This is a genomic window from Streptomyces griseocarneus (genome assembly GCF_014655595.1).
Classification (GTDB): Bacteria; Actinomycetota; Actinomycetes; order Streptomycetales; family Streptomycetaceae; genus Streptomyces; species Streptomyces griseocarneus.
Window position 1 is genome coordinate 59,321 of record NZ_BNBL01000007.1, and the last position, 15,779, is coordinate 75,099.

Consider the following 15,779-nt stretch of genomic DNA (forward strand, 5'->3'; position numbering starts at 1 on the left):
CGACTGGAAGTCGCCCTTGTGCACTCCCTGGCCCGATCGGGACACTCGACGGACCAACTTGGCATGGACGCGACCTCCTATCGGGGGTGCGGCTGTGTCGTTCGTCCTCCGGGTCCGCGTCCTGCGCGCGCGGACCCAACCCCCCACCGGAGGTGCCGAGTTGAAGCTTCGTCGGATGCCCGTGCGCGCCGCCCTGGCAGGTGCGGCCATCGCCGCCCTGGCAGGCGCGACCCTTGCTCCACAGCAGGCCCAGGCGGCGCCCGGGGACGGCGGGGGCGGCGGGCTCGTCGCCGGTGTCGTCGACACCCTCGACCGGGTGACGGGTGCGCACGCCGGGCGGGTGCGGATCGGTCAGGCCCGGCTGGAGTCGGCCCGGGCGACGCTGGACGACCGCGTCGCGATCCCGGGCACCGCCTGGGTGACGGACCCCAGAGCCGACCGCGTCGTCGTGACCGCCGACCCCACCGTCACGGGCGCGAAGCTGGCGAAGCTCAAGGAGGCCGTCGCCGGACTCGGCGAGGCGGTGACGGTCCGCAGGACCACGACCAGGCTCACCCGGTTCATCGCCGACGGCGACGCCGTCTGGGGCCCGAACGCCCGCTGTTCGCTGGGATTCACCGTCAAGCGGGCCGGCAAGCCGGACGGCTTCCTCACGGCCGGCCACTGCGGCAACGCCGTGACCACCTGGTCCGCGACGCAGGGCGGACCCGCGATCGCGAAGACCGAGGCGTCGACGTTCCCGGGCGCCGACCACGCCGTCGCGGGATACACCGCCGCCGTCGACCACCCCGGCGTCGTGAACCTCTACGACGGCACCTCGCAGCCCATCACCGGCGCCGGCGCGGCGACCGTCGACGAGGCGGTCCGGCGCAGCGGCTCCACCACCGGGGTGCGTTCGGGGCGGGTCACCGGCCTCAACGCCACGGTCAACTACCCCGAGGGCCAGGTCAGAGGGCTGATCAAGACCAATGTCTGCGCCCAGCCCGGCGACAGCGGCGGGCCGCTCTTCGACGGCCCCAAGGCGCTGGGGCTCCTCTCCGGCGGCAGCGGCAACTGCACGCTCGGCGGGGAGACGTACTACCAGCCGGTGCAGGCGGCCCTCGCCGCCTACGGGGCGACGCTCGGCTGATCGCGCCGGCGCCCCCGCACATGCCGCGGCCCCCGGACACACCTCCACGGTGTCCGGGGGCCGCTTCCCGTGCCGGGGCCGGGCGGCCGGTCCTAGAACTCGAAGACCGTGCCCTTGCCCGCCTTCAGCTCACAGGGGTTGGCGAAGGTGCGCTCGAAGCTGACCCGGCGGCCTTCCCATACGCCTTCGGCCGTCACCGTGCTCGGGTTCCACTCCCGAGTACAGGCGGTGCCCTCCTTGACCTTGGTGACCTTGTCGAAGTCACCGCCGGCCATGCGCAGCTGGGCGCAGGCACCGCGGGTGTTCGGGTGGGTTCCGTCGGCCTTCGGTGTGCACGTGAGGGTCACGGCGCGCTGGACGCCGGCGGAGGCCGCCGATTCGCCCTGACCGATGGTCAGTACGAGCGCTGAGGGCGCGTACAGACTCTGGGTCTGTGCCGCGGGTGCGGGCGTGGGCGCGGCGGTCGCCGTCGTTCCGGCTCCCGCCAGGCCGCCCAGTGCCAGCGCGGCTCCCAGCGCGATCCCCCCAGTGATGTACCGCATTCCGAACACTCCCTTGTTCGTCGGTGCAGATAACGGACGGAAGTCTTGCCGAAGTTGTGCATGAACGCACCTCGAACGAACACTTTCAGTCGCTTGTTGAAAACTCTGTGTAGTGCTGTCGCGTGGCCGGATCCGGTGTGAGGCAGGTCTCCCCGAGGGGTTCGGGATGTGGGGCGGACTCGGGGGCATGTCCGACTTGGGGTGGAAGGTGGGGAATTAATGTTTCAGGGATGTTGACCAGCACAGATCCCTTGTAATCGTTGATGAAATATCAAACTAGCCTGCGAAAACATGATTTGCGATGCGTTAAACCACTGGATCTAATGATCCTCACGCCGGGCGGGGAGACCCCAGCAGCCCGGCCGAAAAGGGGCTCGCCCGCCCTGCGCGCGGCGGCCGGAGCGTTTTTGGAGCGTCGCAGCAATGGCCGAAGACCACTCAGACCGACTGTTCGGTCTGCCTCCCCGGGGGCCCTTCGCCACCGCCGTACGGGCCTTCCGCCGCGACCGGACCGGCATGGCCGCCCTCGCCGTCGTGGCCTGCTGCGTCCTCCTCGCGCTCGCCGCGCCGCTGCTCTGCGCGCTCTACGGCAAGGACCCCACCTCCCACTACGGGCAGGACACCCCCGGCCTGCTGAGTGCCGAAGGGCTGCCGGTGCTGCCCAACGGCGGGATCTCCGCCGAGCACTGGTTCGGCGTCGAACCCGGCCTCGGCCGCGACGTGCTCGCCCAGCTCCTCTACGGCATGCGCACCTCGCTGCTGGTCGCCACCGCCTCGGTGGCCGTCATCGCCGTCACCGGCGTCGTCCTCGGCGTCACCGCCGGCTACCTCGGCGGCCTCGCCGACCGGGCCTTCGGCTTCGTGTGCGACGTGCTGCTGGCCTTCCCCACCCTCCTGCTGCTGCTCGCCCTCGGCCCCGTCGTACGGACCCGCTTCGTCGGCCCCGGCGAGAACGAGCCCGCCTGGATGCAGTTCACCGTCCTCGTCCTGGTCTTCGCCGCCTTCGGCTGGGTGCCCCTGGCCATGGTGCTGCGCACGACCGTGCGGGCCCTGCGCGAGCGGGAGTTCGTCGAGGCGGCCCGGGCGGCCGGGGCGAGCCGGCGGCACATCGTCTTCCGGGAGCTGCTGCCCAACGTCTGGGCGCCGGTGCTCGTCCACGTCACCCTCGCCCTGCCGGGCGTCGTCACCGCCGAGGCCGCGCTGTCCTTCCTCGGCGTGGGCATCGACGAGCCCGTCCCCGACTGGGGCCGCATGATCTCGCGCGGCTCCGAGGTCTTCTACGACGACCCGACCTACATGGTCTTCCCCGGCGTGACGATCCTCGTCTTCGTCCTCGCCTTCAACCTCCTCGGCGACGCCGTGCGGGACGCGCTCGATCCGCGCACCGCGCGCTGAGTCCTTCCCTTCCCCGATCCTCAATCCGGAGTTCACCATGGTCCGAATCAGCCCGCGCACCGCAGTCGTCCCGGCGCTCGCCACTGCCGCCGCCCTGCTGATGTGCTCCTGCTCGGCCGGCGCCGGTGCGGACGGAGGGGATCAGGGGAAGGGCGTGGCCGCCGTGAAGAGCGGACAGCGGCTGACCGCCACGCTCGGCACCGCCAAGGACAGCCAGGGCCCGGCCCCCGCCGTCGAGGGCGCCCGGTCCGGCGGCACGATCCACGTCGCCAACCTCAACGACTACGCGCACCTGGACCCGCAGAAGATCTACGCGGGCGAGGGCTACAGCACCTCGCTGCTGTGGGGACGGCAGTTGACGCAGTACCAGGTCGTCGACGGCAAGCCCAAGCTCGTCGGCGACCTCGCCACCGACACCGGCACCTCCTCCGACGGCGGCCGCACCTGGACGTACCGCCTCAAGGACGGCATCGCCTGGGAGGACGGGGAGCCGATCACCGCCGAACACGTCAAGTACGGCATCGAGCGCACCTTCGCGCCCGGCTTCGAACTCGGCCCCAGCTACTGGCCCGAGTGGCTCACCGGCTCCGAGGACCGCTCCGAGGCGGTCAAGAAGTACGGCGGCCCGCGCGACGGCGACCTCGACGCGATCGAGACGCCCGACGACAAGACCATCGTCTTCCACTTCCCCCGGCCGCAGTCCGACGTCCCCTACATGGCGGCCCAGTCCTCCTCGTCCCCCGTGCGCAAGGACAAGGACACCGGCACCGGCTACGACGTCAGGCCGTTCGCCAGCGGCCCGTACCGCATCACCGGGCACCAGCAGAACCGCGGCCTGACGCTGGAGCGCAACCCGCACTGGAAGGCGGAGACCGATCCCATCCGCCACCAGTACCCCGAACGCTTCGAGTTCACCTTCGGCAAGAAGGGACTCAACACCGCCCAGGAGGTCCTCAACGGGCGCGGCGCGGGCCCCGACACCGTCACCACCCGCGACGAGGTGCCGCCGGAGCTGTTCGCCGAGGCCGGGCGCGACCCGAAGAAGCGGGAGCTCGTCGTCGCCGGCAGCCAGGGCGCGTACACCAGCGACCTCTACATCAAGAACAGCCGCGTCACCGACCCCGAGGTCCGCAAGGCGATCCACTACCTCTTCCCCCGCGAGCAGGCCCGGCAGGTCCTCGGCGGGCCGCGCGTCGGCGACTTCGCCACCACGCTCTCCTCGCCCGCCGTCGTCGGCTGGAAGAAGTACGACCTCTACCCCGTCGCACCCGCCGGCGACATCGCCAAGGCCAAGGAGCACCTCGCCCGGGCGAAGCACAGGCCCGCCACCCTGACCTACGCCTACGAGAGCGGCACCCCCGAGAAGGACCGGCTCGCCCAGGTGCTCGTGGAGGCCTTCGCCAAGGCGGGCGTCAAGCTCGTCACCCGCCCCATGGACAAGGCCGCCTTCAACGACCAGGTCTTCCGCGGCGACGCCCCCTACGACCTGTGGCTGTCCACCAACTCCGTCGACTGGCCCACCCCGGCGACCCTGCTGCCCGACGGCTACCACAGCAGGCTCGACGCGCTCTCCAACTCCACCCGCTACGCGAACGCCGAGGTGGACAGGGAGCTGGAGCGCATCGCCCGCATCGGCGACGCGCAGGAGAAGGCCGACGCGCTCATCGCGCTGGAACAGGTCGTCATGAAGGACGTCCCGGTCGTGCCCTTCCTCTACACCAGCGTCTCCCAGTTCCGCGGCCGGAACATCGGCGGCGCCTCCATCCACCCGGTCTACGGCTCCATCGCGGCGTCCGCCCTCTACCTGAAGAAGTCCTGACCCACCATGACCGGATACGTCCTGCGACGTGCCCTCCAGGCCGCGGCGGTGCTCCTCGCGATCACCGCCGCCGCCTTCGGGCTCTTCTACGCCGCCCCCGCCGACCCCGCGCTGATCGCCTGCGGACCCAAGTGCGACACCGGACAGGTCGAGGCCGTGCGCCACAGCATGGGCCTGGACCAGCCGCTCGCCGGGCAGTACACCGACTACCTGCGCGGCCTCGTCGCCGGGCGCGTCATCGGCGACGTCGACGGCACCCCCATCGACTGCCCCGCGCCCTGCCTCGGCTACTCCTACACCCTCCACCAGCCCGTCCTCGACGCCATCGGCGACCGGTTCCCCGTCACCCTGTCGCTGGCCGCCGGCGCGCTGGCGGTCATCCTCGTCCTCGGCGTCGGCACCGGCTTCGCCGCCGCGCTGCGCCGCGGCACCCGCACCGACCGGCTGCTGTCCGGCTTCACGCTGATCGGCGCGAGCGTGCAGATCTACTTCCTCGGCTACGCGCTGCAGTACCTGCTCGTCTACTCCACCGGCCTCTTCCCGGTGCCCCAGTACGCGCCCTTCGGCGCGGACCCCGGCGCCTGGGCCACCGGGCTGCTGCTGCCGTGGCTGGTGCTGGGCTTCGTCAACGCCGCCGTCTTCGCCCGGCTCGCCCGCTCCCAGATGCTCGAGACGATGCACGAGGGGTACGTGCGCACCGCGCGCGGCAAGGGGATGAGCGCGCTGCGGGCCCACCTGAAGTACACCGCGCGCGGGGCGGCCGCCCCGCTGGCGCAGCTGCTCGGGCTGGAGGCCGGCGCGCTGTTCGGCGGCGCGTTCATCACCGAGACCGTCTTCGGGCTCGGGGGCATCGGCAAGCTCGCCGTCGACGCGGTCGTCCAGAACGACCTGCCGACGGTGGTCGGCACGGTGCTGCTCGCCGCCTTCTTCGTGGTGCTCTTCGTCGCCCTCGCCGACCTGGTGGTGGCGCTGCTCGATCCGAGGGTGAGGCTCGCGTGAGTGCCGTACTGCGGGTGCGTGATCTGACGGTGTCCTTCCCCGGCCGGGGAAGCGCCGGCGCGGTGACCGCCGTCGACGGGGTCTCCTTCGACCTCGCCCGGGGAGAAGTCCTCGGGCTGGTGGGGGAGTCCGGGTCCGGGAAGTCCACGGTGGGGCTCGCCGCGATGGGGCTGCACGACGCCGCCCGCACGCGGGTGAGCGGCAGCGTGCGCGTCGGCGGCACGGAGGTGGTCGGCGCGCCCGAATCCGAGGTGCGCGCCCTGCGGGGTGCGCGGATCGCGATGGTCTTCCAGGACGCGCTGGCGGCGCTCTCGCCGTTCCACGGCGTGGGGGAGCAGCTGGCGGAGGCGTTCCGGATCCACCACGCGGGCGCCTCGCGCCACGAGGCGCGCGACGCGGCCGTCTCGATGCTGGAGCGGGTCGGCATCCCGGCGGCCCGGGCGCGTGACCACCCGCATCAGTTCTCCGGCGGCATGCGGCAGCGCGTGATGATCGCCATGGCGCTGATCAACGCGCCGGACGTGCTCGTCGCGGACGAGCCGACGACCGCGCTGGACGCGCGCGTGCAGCGCCAGGTCCTCGAGCTGCTGGAGGAGTTGCGGCAGGAGAGCGGCACGGCGGTCGTGCTCGTCACGCACGACGTGGGGGTGGTCGCCGGGACCTGCGACCGCATGCTGGTCATGCGGGGCGGGCGGGTGGTCGAGGAGGGCCCCACGGCCCGGCTGATGACCGCCGCCGAACACCCGTACACCCGGGCCCTGATCGGCGCCACGCCCTCCATGGACTCGGTGCCGGGGACCCGGCTGGCGACGGTGGACGGCGTGCCCGCCGCCGCGCGGTGGGACGCTCCCGCCCGCCCGGCCGGCACCCGCACCCTCGCCGAGGTCGTGGACCTGCGCGTGGAGTTCCCCGGGCGGCGGCGCGGGGTGTTCGGGCGGCACGAGCCCGTCCGGGCCGTCCGGGGCGTCAGCCTGCGGGTCGCGGCCGGCGAGACGCTCGCCCTGGTGGGGGAGTCCGGGTCGGGCAAGTCCACCACCGCGCGGGTGCTGGCCGGGCTGCGCCGGCCCACCGGCGGGGAGGTCCGCTTCGACGGGCGGGACATCTCCCGCGCCGCCGTCGACGCCCGGCTGCGGCGCGAGATCGGCCGTGAGGTGCAGCTGGTCTTCCAGGACCCGTACGCCTCGCTCAACCCGCGGCGCACGATCGAGGAGATCGTCGGCACCCCGCTGCGGGTGCACACCGCGCTGGACGCGGGGGAGCGCCGGGAGCGGGTGGCCGGGCTGCTCCGGCAGGTGGGCCTGGACCCGGCCCATCTCGGGCGCTACCCGCACGAGTTCTCCGGCGGCCAGCGCCAGCGCGTGGGCATCGCCCGCGCGCTCGCCTCGCGCCCCCGGCTGATCATCGCGGACGAGCCGGTCTCGGCGCTCGACGTCTCCGTGCAGGCGCAGGTCCTCAACCTGCTCATGGACCTGCGGGAGGAGCTGGGGCTCTCCCTGCTCTTCGTCTCGCACGACCTGGCCGTCGTACGGCACCTGTGCGACCGCGTCGCCGTGATGCGGGCCGGAACGATCGTGGAGAGCGGCCCCCGGGACGAGGTCTTCGACGACCCGAAGGCCCCGTACACCCGGGAGCTGCTCGCGGCCGCGATGTAGGGCTCCGCGCTGCCGCCCGTGAAACGGAGGGGAACGGGCGGCGGCGCGGCGGATCAGCGGGGTCGGCCGGGTCAGCCGGGTCAGCCGGGACCGGCGGGGCGGCCGCGGGCCCGCCGGGCCGCGCTGCCCAGCGTGACGGCCGCACCGACCGCTGCCCAGGCGGAGAGCACCAGCAGCGGGCAGGTCAGCGCGTTGCCGTGGAAGTAGGCGATGGAGCGGGCGGACCAGGTGCCCGCGCCCGGCGGCAGGGCCGGGCCGATGGCGCGCCAGAACGGGGGCAGCAGGGGGTAGGGGTACGCCCCGCCCGCGCTGGGGTTGCCCAGCACGACGACGACGGCGATCGCCAGCCCGATGCCCACGATCCCCGCGAGGCCCTGGAAGGCCAGGGTGAGGGCGCCGACGGCGAAGACCACCAGCGCGCCCAGCCCCCACAGCCCCAGGATGCTGCCCGGCAGCGCCCCCAGCACCGGGCCCGCGATGACGGCGCCCAGCAGTCCGGCGACGATCGCGTAGACGGCGACCGCCCCCAGCCGGATGACCGCACGGTGGGGGTTGGCGGGGCGGGCTCCCGCGCTGACGGCGAGGATCGCGGCGCACAGATAGCCGCCCACGCACCAGCCGACGACCAGGTAGAACGAGCTCAGCCCGCGGGCGTCGCCGGCGGCCGCCGGGTTCACGTCGACGACCTTCAGGGTGCGTCCCTCGGCCTTCTCGGCGCGGGCGACGACCGCTTCGGTGGCCTGGGCGAGCGAGGCGCCGGAGCCGCCGGCGACCAGCAGGGTGTCCGTGCTGCCGCGCGGGTCGACGATCAGGGCCGCGTCGAGGTCGCGCTCGCGGATCCGCCGGAGCGCCGCCGCCTCGTCGCGGACCGCGTGCGGGTCGAGGGGGTCGCCGGGCAGTGCGGCCAGCTTGTCCACCAGCGAGCCCGTGATCTGCCGGGGGGCGACCACCCCGATCGGGATCTCCTTCGGCTTCGGGCTGTGGAAGGCGCCGATGTAGGAGGTGATGAACGCGAGCTGCAGCACCAGCGCGCCGATCACCAGCAGCGCCGCCCGGCCCGTCACCGCCTCCCGGGTCTCCTGCAGGAAGCGGGTGCCGCCGCTGGGAGTGCTGACCATGCCTCGAGCCTGCGGGGTGCGGTGGGCCGGCGCAGGCGGTGGGGGCCGTTCGGGTGGGCGCCCCCAGTGATTCGTACGAACGTTCGAGAAGTGGTTTATGGTGGAGATGAAGGGGCGGTTTTCAGCCATGGGGGTGAGCGAGCGGCAGGAGGTGCGATGGCTGCGTTGTCGACGGCTTCCGCGTTCGCGCACCTGCACACCGCCTCGGGCTTCTCGATGCGCTACGGCGCCGCCCACCCCGAACGGCTGGCCGAGCGGGCCGCCGAGCGCGGCATGGACGTGCTCGCCCTCACCGACCGCGACAGCCTGGCCGGGGCGGTCCGCTTCGCCCGGGCCGCCGCCCGGGCGGGGGTGCGGCCGCTGTTCGGCGTGGACCTGGCCGTCCGCGAGCCGCTGCCGGAGGCCGGGCCCACGGTCCGCCACCGCGCCCCCGTCCGCGGAGGCGCCTTCGTCGACGAGTCCGCACCCCGCGTCGTCTTCCTCGCCCGGGCCGGCGCGCCCGCCTGGGCCGCGCTGTGCGGGCTGGTGTCCGCCGCCCACGCCGGGGGCACCGAACGGCCGGAGCTGGCCCGGGAGGACCTCGCGGCCGCCGCCGGCGGGACCCGCACCCCGCTGACCGTCCTGCTCGGACCGGACTCCGAGGTCGGCCGCGCGCTGTCCGCGGGACGCCCCGACCGGGCCGCACGGCTGCTGCTGCCCTGGCGCGAAATGTACGGTGACGCGCTGCGCCTGGAGGCCGTCTGGCACGGCCGCTCCGGCACCGGCCCCGGCTCCCTGCGGCTCGCCGCCCGCACCGTCGGCTTCGCCGCCGACCAGGGCGTGCGACCCGTGCTGACCAACGCCGTCCGCTACGCCGACCCCGGCCACGGGCCCGTCGCCGACGTCCTGGACTCGGCCCGCCTGCTGGTGCCCGTCGACCGCCGCAGGCCCGGGGCCCTCGACGGCGGGGAGCGCTGGCTCAAGGACCCCGCCGCCATGGCCGCCGTCGCCGAGCGCGTCGTGGAGGCGGCCGGATTCCGCCGCGCCGCCGCCCGCCGGCTGCTGGCCGCCACCGAGGACACCGCCGCCGAGTGCCTCGTCGACCCCGAGGACGACCTGGGCCTGGGCTCCGTCCACTTCCCCGAGCCGCACCTGGTCGGGGCCGGCCGCCGCACCGCCGCGCGCGTGCTGCGCTCCCGCTGCGCCGCGGCCATGGTGCTGTGCGGATACGACCGCGACCGCCGCCACTGGGACCGGCTGGAGGAGGAGCTGCGCATCATCGAACAGCGCGGCTTCCCCTCGTACTTCCTCACCGTCGCCCAGGTCGTCGACGACACCCGGGCCCTCGGCATCCGCGTCACCGCCCGGGGCTCCGGCGCGGGTTCGCTGGTCAACCACCTGCTCGGCATCGCCCACGCCGACCCCGTCGACCACGGCCTGCTGATGGAGCGCTTCCTGTCCACGCGCCGGCGGGCGCTGCCCGACATCGACATCGACGTCGAGTCCGCGCGCCGCCTCGAGGTCTACCGCGCGATCTTCGACCGCTTCGGCGCGGAGCGGGTCGCGACCGTCTCCATGCCCGAGACCTACCGGATCCGGCACGCCGTGCGTGACGTCGGCGCCGCCCTCGGCATGGACCCGGCCGAGGTGGACGCCCTCGCCAAGGCCTTCCCGCACATCCGGGCCCGCGACGCCCGCGCGGCGCTCGCCGAACTGCCCGAGCTGCGCGGCGTCGCCGCCGGACCGCACGGCATCGCCGACGCCCGGCTGTGGCAGCTGGTCGAGGCGCTGGACGGGCTGCCGCGCGGCATCGCCATGCACCCGTGCGGGGTGCTGCTCTCCGACGCCACCCTGCGCGGGCGCACCCCCGTCGTGCCGACCAGCGGCGAGGGCTTCGCGATGTCGCAGTTCGACAAGGACGACGTGGAGGAGCTGGGGCTGCTCAAGCTCGACGTGCTGGGCGTGCGGATGCAGTCCGCCATGGCGCACGCGGTGGGGGAGATCGAACGGGTCACCGGGCGCCGGATCGACCTCGACGACCCCGCGCAGGTGCCGCCGGGCGACGAGAAGACCTACGAGCTGATCCGCTCCACCGAGACGCTCGGCTGCTTCCAGATCGAGTCGCCGGGCCAGCGGGACCTGGTCGGACGGCTGCAGCCCTCGACCTTCCACGACCTCGTGGTCGACATCTCGCTCTTCCGGCCGGGGCCGGTCGCAGCCGACATGGTCCGCCCCTTCATCGAGGCCCGGCACGGCCGCGCCCCCGCCCGCTGCCCGCACCCCGACCTGGCGGGGGTGCTGAGCGAGACCTACGGCGTGGTCGTCTTCCACGAGCAGATCATCGAGATCCTGCGGATCATGACCGGCTGCGACCGGGGCTTCGCCGACGAGACCCGGCGCGCGCTGTCCGACGCGAGCCTGGTGGGCCGGGTGCGGGCCTGGTTCGCCGAACGGGCGCGCGAGCGCGGGTACGCGACCGACGTCGTCCGCCGCACCTGGGAGATCGTCGAGGCGTTCGGTTCGTACGGCTTCTGCAAGGCGCACGCCGTGGCCTTCGCCGTGCCGACGTACCAGTCGGCCTGGCTCAAGGCCCACCACCCGGCGGCCTTCTACGCCGGGCTGCTCACCCACGACCCCGGCATGTACCCCAAGCGGCTGCTGCTCGCGGACGCGCGGCGGCGCGGGGTGCCGATCCTGCCGCTGGACGTGAACCGTTCGGGGGCCGCCTATTCAATCGAACTGGTGTCCGGGAATCGGGGTCTCTTCGGCATCCGCCTCGCCCTCTCCGAGGTACAGGGCATCTCCGGGGCCGAGGTGCGGCGGATCGTCGACGGACGCCCGTACACCTCGCTGACGGACCTGTGGCGGCGCGCCCACCCAGCGCGGCCCGTCGCCGAACGGCTGGCGCGCGTCGGCGCGCTGGACGCCTTCGGCGCCAACCGCCGGGACCTGCTGCTGCACATCGCCGAGCTGCACCACGGGCAGCGCCGCCGGGACGCGGCCCAGCCCACCCTGATCGACGACGCGCGGGCCGAACCCATCGGCCTGCCCGACCTCGACGCGGAGGAACGGCTCGGCGCCGAGCTCGGCGTGCTCGGCATGGACGCCTCCCGGCACCTGATGTCCGGCCACCGGGCCTTCCTGACCGAACTGGGCGTCACCCCCGCCCGGCGGCTCCGCGACGCGCGGCACGGGGAGACCGTCCTGGTCGCGGGCGCCAAGGCCGCGACCCAGACGCCGCCGGTCCGCTCGGGCCGCCGGGTGATCTTCACGACCCTCGACGACGGCACGGGCCTGGTCGACTGCGCGTTCTTCGACGACAGCCACGCGGCGTGCGCGCACACGGTCTTCCACTCCTGGCTGCTGCTGGTCCGCGGCGTGGTCCAGCGGCGCGGGCCGCGCAGCCTGAGCGTGGTGGGGGCGGTGGCGTGGGATCTGGCGGAGCTCGCGCGGCTCCGCACGGAGGGCGGCCTGGGAGCGGTGGCCGAGGTCCTTGCCGAGGGCGCGGCCCCCGCCGCCGCGGAGCCGGGCCGGCGCATCCGGCTGTCCACCGGCTACGCCCTGCACCCGTGGGCGGACCTCCGGCCCGCCGGTGAGGGGGCGGCCACGGGGCGCAAGCTGTGGCACGCGAGTCCGGGGAGTGCGGGATGACCGGTATCGAGCCCGTCCGAACAGCCGGGGGAACGGCCGTCCTGTACGTGCACTTCCATCCTGCCTGCGGGACCGCTCTCGACGAGGAGACCTACGACGGCCTGCTCGCGCTGCTCGCCGAGATCACGCCCGTCGTCCAGGCCGTGCCGCCCGACGCCGCCCTCATGGACGTCCGCGGCGCCCTGCGCTACTTCGGGCACGACCCCGCCTGGCTGGCGGAACTGCTCCGGGTCCGGGCCCTCGCCCGGTACGGGGCCGACTGCACGGTCGGCATCGCCGGCAACCCGATGCTCGCGCGGATGGCCGCGCAGGACGGCCCGCCCGGGGCGGTGCGCGCCCTGCCGGGCGCGCCGGAGGCCGTGGCCGCGTTCCTGGCGCGCAAGCCGGCCGCCGCGCTGTACGGCGTGGGGCCGGCCACCGCCCGGACCCTGTGCTCGTACGGGCTCGACAGCGTCGGCCGGATCGCCGACGCGCCGCCGGCCGCGCTGCAGCGCATCCTCGGCGCGGCCGCCGGGCGGCGGATCCACGAGCGGGCGCACGGCATCGACCCGACGCCCGTCACCCCGGACGCGCGGGCCCGCTCGATGGGCGCCGAACACCGCTTCGGCGGCGACGAGCTGGACCCCGAGCGGCGGCGGCACGCGCTGCTGGCGCTCGCCGACGGGCTGGGCGCCCGGCTGCGGGCGGGCGGACAGGTCGCCCGCGGCCTGAAGCTCACCGTCCGGTACGCGGACGGCTCGACGACCACCCGGTCGAGGACCTTCGCCGAACCCACCGCGCACACCCCCGAGCTGACCGCCGCGGCCTACGCGCTGCACACCGCGCTCGCCCTGCAGCGGGCCAGGGTGCGGGCGGTGGCGCTGCGCGCCGAGGGGCTGTGCGACGCCGGACGCACAGCGCACCAGCTGACGTTCGACCCGGCGGACGAGAAGGCGCGGCGCGTCGAGGCGGCGGTCGACCGGGCGCGGGCGCGCTTCGGCATCGCCGCGGTGGGGCCCGCCGCGACGCTGGATGTGGCGTAATCACGCCACCCCCGATTCCGGTGAATTTGCTTGACGCAAGCACTCATATCGCCACACCCTACTCGCAAGTAAGTTAACGACCTTTTAATGCGCCGGTAACACCCCTTGCCGGTGCTCTTCGGCATACCCACCCCCCACCTGCGAGGAGTCCAAAGTGAAGCTGCGCCGCAGATCCTGGAAGTCACTCCGCTCCGTATGCACCGCACTGGCTCTGACCGCAGCCGTCGCCGCCGTGCCGACGACCGCGAGCGCCGCGCCGGCCGCCGCGACCACCGTCAGCAGTGGCTGGAACGACTTCTCCTGCAAGCCCTCCGCGGCCCACCCGCGCCCCGTCGTCCTCGTCCACGGAACGCTGGAGAACTCCACCACCAACTGGTGGGCGTTCGCCCCCTACCTGGTGAACCGCGGCTACTGCGTCTTCTCCTTCGACTACGGCAAGCTGCCCGGCGTCCCCGCCTTCTACGGCCTCGGTCCCGTCGCCAAGTCGGCCGAGGAACTGGCGGGCGACGTCGACAAGGTGCTGGCCGCCACCGGCGCCGACAAGGTCGACATCGTGGGCCACTCGCAGGGCGGGATGATCCCCCGTCAGTACATGAAGTTCAACGGCGGCGCGAAGAAGGTGGGCGCCCTGGTCGGCATCGCCCCCAACAACCACGGCACCACGCTGTCCGGGATCACCAAGCTCCTGGACATCGTCCCCGGCGCGCGCGGCGTGATCAGCGCCACCGCCCCCGGCCTGACCGACCAGGTCGTCGGCTCGGACTTCATGAAGCGCCTCAACGAGGGCGGCGACACCGTGCCCGGCGTCCGCTACACCGTGATCGCGACCCGCTACGACGAGGTCGTCACGCCCTACGAGACCCAGTTCCTCTCCGGCCCGAACGTCCGCAACGTCACGGTCCAGGACCTCTGCCCGGTCGACATCTCGATGCACCTGACCGTCGGCACGATCGACCGCGTCGCCTTCCACGAGGCCGCCAACGCCCTCGACCCCGCCAACGCCACCCCGGCGAACTGCGCCTCGATGGTGAGCTGACGGGGCCTCGGACCCCGTACGTCAGGCCGGTTCCACGTCCCAGGTGACGGGGAGCCGGCGCACCCCGTAGAGGCTCGCGTCGGGCGCGCGCAGGGGCACCTCCCCGGGCGGGACGGCCAGGCGCAGGGTCGGGAAGCGGGTGAAGAGGGCCGGCAGGGCGACCCGCATCTCGACGCGGGCCAGTTGCTGGCCCAGGCACTGGTGGACGCCGTGGCCGAAGGCCAGATGGCCGGTGGCTCCCCGGCGCAGGTCGAGGGTGTCGGGCTCGGCGAAGCGCGCCGGATCCCGGTTGGCGGCCTGGATCGAGACGGTGACCGACTCACCGGCCCTGACGAGCCTGCCGTCCACCTCGACGTCCTCCAGGGCCGTCCGGACCCCGGTGTGGGCAATGCTCAGATAGCGGAGGAGCTCCTCCACCGCCTGGTCGGCGAGGGAGGGGTCGGCGCGCAGGGCCCCGGCCTGCTCGGGATGACCGAGAAGGGCGAAGGTGCCCAGGGCGATCATGTTGGCGGTGGTGTCGAGCCCGGCGGCGAGCAGGAAGCCGCCGATGCCGGCGAGTTCGGCGTCGCTGAGATCGGTGGCGGTCAGATCGCTGAGGATGTCCTCGGTGGGGGCGGCCCGCTTGGCGAGGACCAGCTCGTGCACGAACTCCCCGAGCCCGTTCATGGCGGCGAGCCGCTGCTCCGGGGCCGCGTCCGGGTCGCCGATCGCCGCGGCACGTCGGGTGAAGGCCTCGCGGTCGGCCTCGGGCACGCCCAGGAGTTCGCAGATCATCAGCGCCGGGACGGGGTGCGCGTACGCCTCCACCAGGTCCACCGCCGGACCGTGCCGCTCCATGGCGTCGAGGTGGTCCGCCGCGATCCGCTCGACGCGGGCGGTCAGTTCGCGCATCCGGCGGACCGTGAACTTCCCCGCCAGCAGCCGCCGGTAGCGGGTGTGCTCGGGCGGGTCGATCCCGGTGAGGTCGCCGACCGGCGCCGGAGGAAGCTCGGTGAACTCCGCGCCCGGGACGGGATAGTGCATGAGCTCGTACCGCGAGCTGAAGCGGGAGTCGGCGAGTATCGCGCGGACCGTGGAGTGACCGGTGGCCAGCCACCCTAAGTGGCCGTCGGGGTAGCGCATCCGCACGAGCGGCTGCTGCTCGCGCACCTCCGCCAGTCCGGCGGGCGGGTCGAAGGGACAGCCCGTGGGACGGTCCAGCGGCAGAGCTGTCAGGTCGTCGACATGGCGTGTGGGTTCCATGGCGCCATCGTGGCATCATGATGGCATCACAAGCAAGGGGGTGGTGGCGCATGTGTGGCACCAAGTTCGGCACCCTCATGTGTGAGTCGTGAGTCGTCCTTTGGCGCACGCCCATCCGCGTGGCCCAGTGGGCCGCTCTCGTCTTCACCCCACCGCCCGGGCGGCGTTCATCGCCGCCCTGCGGTAAGCCGTAAA

Annotated in this window: 11 protein-coding genes; 8 read left to right on the forward strand and 3 right to left on the reverse strand. The window is 73.7% G+C overall.

The window, feature by feature from the left end; translation table 11 throughout:
• The first annotated feature begins 160 nt into the window (after positions 1-160).
• Positions 161-1,129, forward strand: coding sequence for a S1 family peptidase (locus tag IE295_RS18915; RefSeq protein WP_190064875.1), 969 nt, complete (start codon positions 161-163; stop codon positions 1,127-1,129).
• Between the two features lie 92 nt (positions 1,130-1,221).
• Here IE295_RS18915 and IE295_RS18920 read toward each other — a convergent pair whose 3' ends face one another.
• Positions 1,222-1,671, reverse strand: a complete 450-nt coding sequence (locus tag IE295_RS18920; RefSeq protein ID WP_190064876.1) for a subtilase-type protease inhibitor — start codon at positions 1,669-1,671, stop codon at positions 1,222-1,224.
• A gap of 423 nt (positions 1,672-2,094) precedes the next feature.
• Between IE295_RS18920 and IE295_RS18925 the strand changes: the two genes are divergently transcribed.
• From IE295_RS18925 to IE295_RS18940, 4 genes are read left to right on the forward strand one after another with little or no spacing between them, the layout of a single operon-like run.
• The gene (locus IE295_RS18925; protein WP_190064877.1) at positions 2,095-3,066 is read left to right on the forward strand and encodes an ABC transporter permease; all 972 of its coding nucleotides are present in this window, start codon (positions 2,095-2,097) and stop codon (positions 3,064-3,066) included.
• A 37-nt stretch (positions 3,067-3,103) separates the two neighbouring features.
• On the forward strand, positions 3,104-4,885 hold the full coding sequence (locus tag IE295_RS18930) for an ABC transporter substrate-binding protein (RefSeq protein WP_190064878.1): 1,782 nt from the start codon (positions 3,104-3,106) through the stop codon (positions 4,883-4,885).
• 6 nt (positions 4,886-4,891) lie between these two features.
• A complete protein-coding gene (locus tag IE295_RS18935; RefSeq protein ID WP_190064879.1) occupies positions 4,892-5,884 on the forward strand; it encodes an ABC transporter permease in 993 nt (330 codons plus the stop codon).
• Positions 5,881-7,536 (forward strand): dipeptide ABC transporter ATP-binding protein, encoded by a 1,656-nt coding sequence (locus tag IE295_RS18940; RefSeq protein ID WP_224323193.1) that lies wholly within the window; start codon positions 5,881-5,883, stop codon positions 7,534-7,536. Before IE295_RS18935 ends, IE295_RS18940 begins: the two co-directional genes overlap by 4 nt.
• A gap of 80 nt (positions 7,537-7,616) precedes the next feature.
• Here the strand turns inward: IE295_RS18940 and IE295_RS18945 are convergent, their stop codons facing one another.
• Positions 7,617-8,654 (reverse strand): YhgE/Pip domain-containing protein, encoded by a 1,038-nt coding sequence (locus IE295_RS18945; protein ID WP_190064880.1) that lies wholly within the window; start codon positions 8,652-8,654, stop codon positions 7,617-7,619.
• A gap of 156 nt (positions 8,655-8,810) precedes the next feature.
• On the opposite strand from IE295_RS18945, the gene IE295_RS18950 reads away from it, so the two are divergent.
• The 3 genes from IE295_RS18950 to IE295_RS18960 all read left to right on the forward strand — a co-directional run bounded on the left by IE295_RS18950 (position 8,811) and on the right by IE295_RS18960 (position 14,342).
• Positions 8,811-12,284 (forward strand): DNA polymerase III subunit alpha, encoded by a 3,474-nt coding sequence (locus IE295_RS18950; RefSeq protein WP_190064881.1) that lies wholly within the window; start codon positions 8,811-8,813, stop codon positions 12,282-12,284.
• Positions 12,281-13,306, forward strand: a complete 1,026-nt coding sequence (locus IE295_RS18955; RefSeq protein WP_190064882.1) for a DNA polymerase Y family protein — start codon at positions 12,281-12,283, stop codon at positions 13,304-13,306. Before IE295_RS18950 ends, IE295_RS18955 begins: the two co-directional genes overlap by 4 nt.
• A 154-nt stretch (positions 13,307-13,460) precedes the next feature.
• Positions 13,461-14,342 carry an esterase/lipase family protein gene (locus tag IE295_RS18960; protein WP_190064883.1) on the forward strand — a complete coding sequence of 294 codons (882 nt, stop codon included), beginning with the start codon at positions 13,461-13,463 and terminating at the stop codon, positions 14,340-14,342.
• Between the two features lie 21 nt (positions 14,343-14,363).
• Here IE295_RS18960 and IE295_RS18965 read toward each other — a convergent pair whose 3' ends face one another.
• Positions 14,364-15,584, reverse strand: coding sequence for a cytochrome P450 (locus IE295_RS18965; RefSeq protein ID WP_190064884.1), 1,221 nt, complete (start codon positions 15,582-15,584; stop codon positions 14,364-14,366).
• Between the last annotated feature and the right edge of the window lie 195 nt (positions 15,585-15,779).

Excerpts from the sequence above, each read along its gene's own strand:
- IE295_RS18920 (WP_190064876.1), bottom strand. The coding sequence starts at position 1,671 with ATGCGGTACATCACTGGGGGGATCGCGCTGGGAGCCGCGCTGGCACTG.
- IE295_RS18925 (WP_190064877.1), top strand. The coding sequence starts at position 2,095 with ATGGCCGAAGACCACTCAGACCGACTGTTCGGTCTGCCTCCCCGGGGG.
- IE295_RS18930 (WP_190064878.1), top strand. The coding sequence starts at position 3,104 with ATGGTCCGAATCAGCCCGCGCACCGCAGTCGTCCCGGCGCTCGCCACT.
- IE295_RS18935 (WP_190064879.1), top strand. The coding sequence starts at position 4,892 with ATGACCGGATACGTCCTGCGACGTGCCCTCCAGGCCGCGGCGGTGCTC.
- IE295_RS18945 (WP_190064880.1), bottom strand. The coding sequence starts at position 8,654 with ATGGTCAGCACTCCCAGCGGCGGCACCCGCTTCCTGCAGGAGACCCGG.
- IE295_RS18950 (WP_190064881.1), top strand. The coding sequence starts at position 8,811 with ATGGCTGCGTTGTCGACGGCTTCCGCGTTCGCGCACCTGCACACCGCC.
- IE295_RS18955 (WP_190064882.1), top strand. The coding sequence starts at position 12,281 with ATGACCGGTATCGAGCCCGTCCGAACAGCCGGGGGAACGGCCGTCCTG.
- IE295_RS18965 (WP_190064884.1), bottom strand. The coding sequence starts at position 15,584 with ATGGAACCCACACGCCATGTCGACGACCTGACAGCTCTGCCGCTGGAC.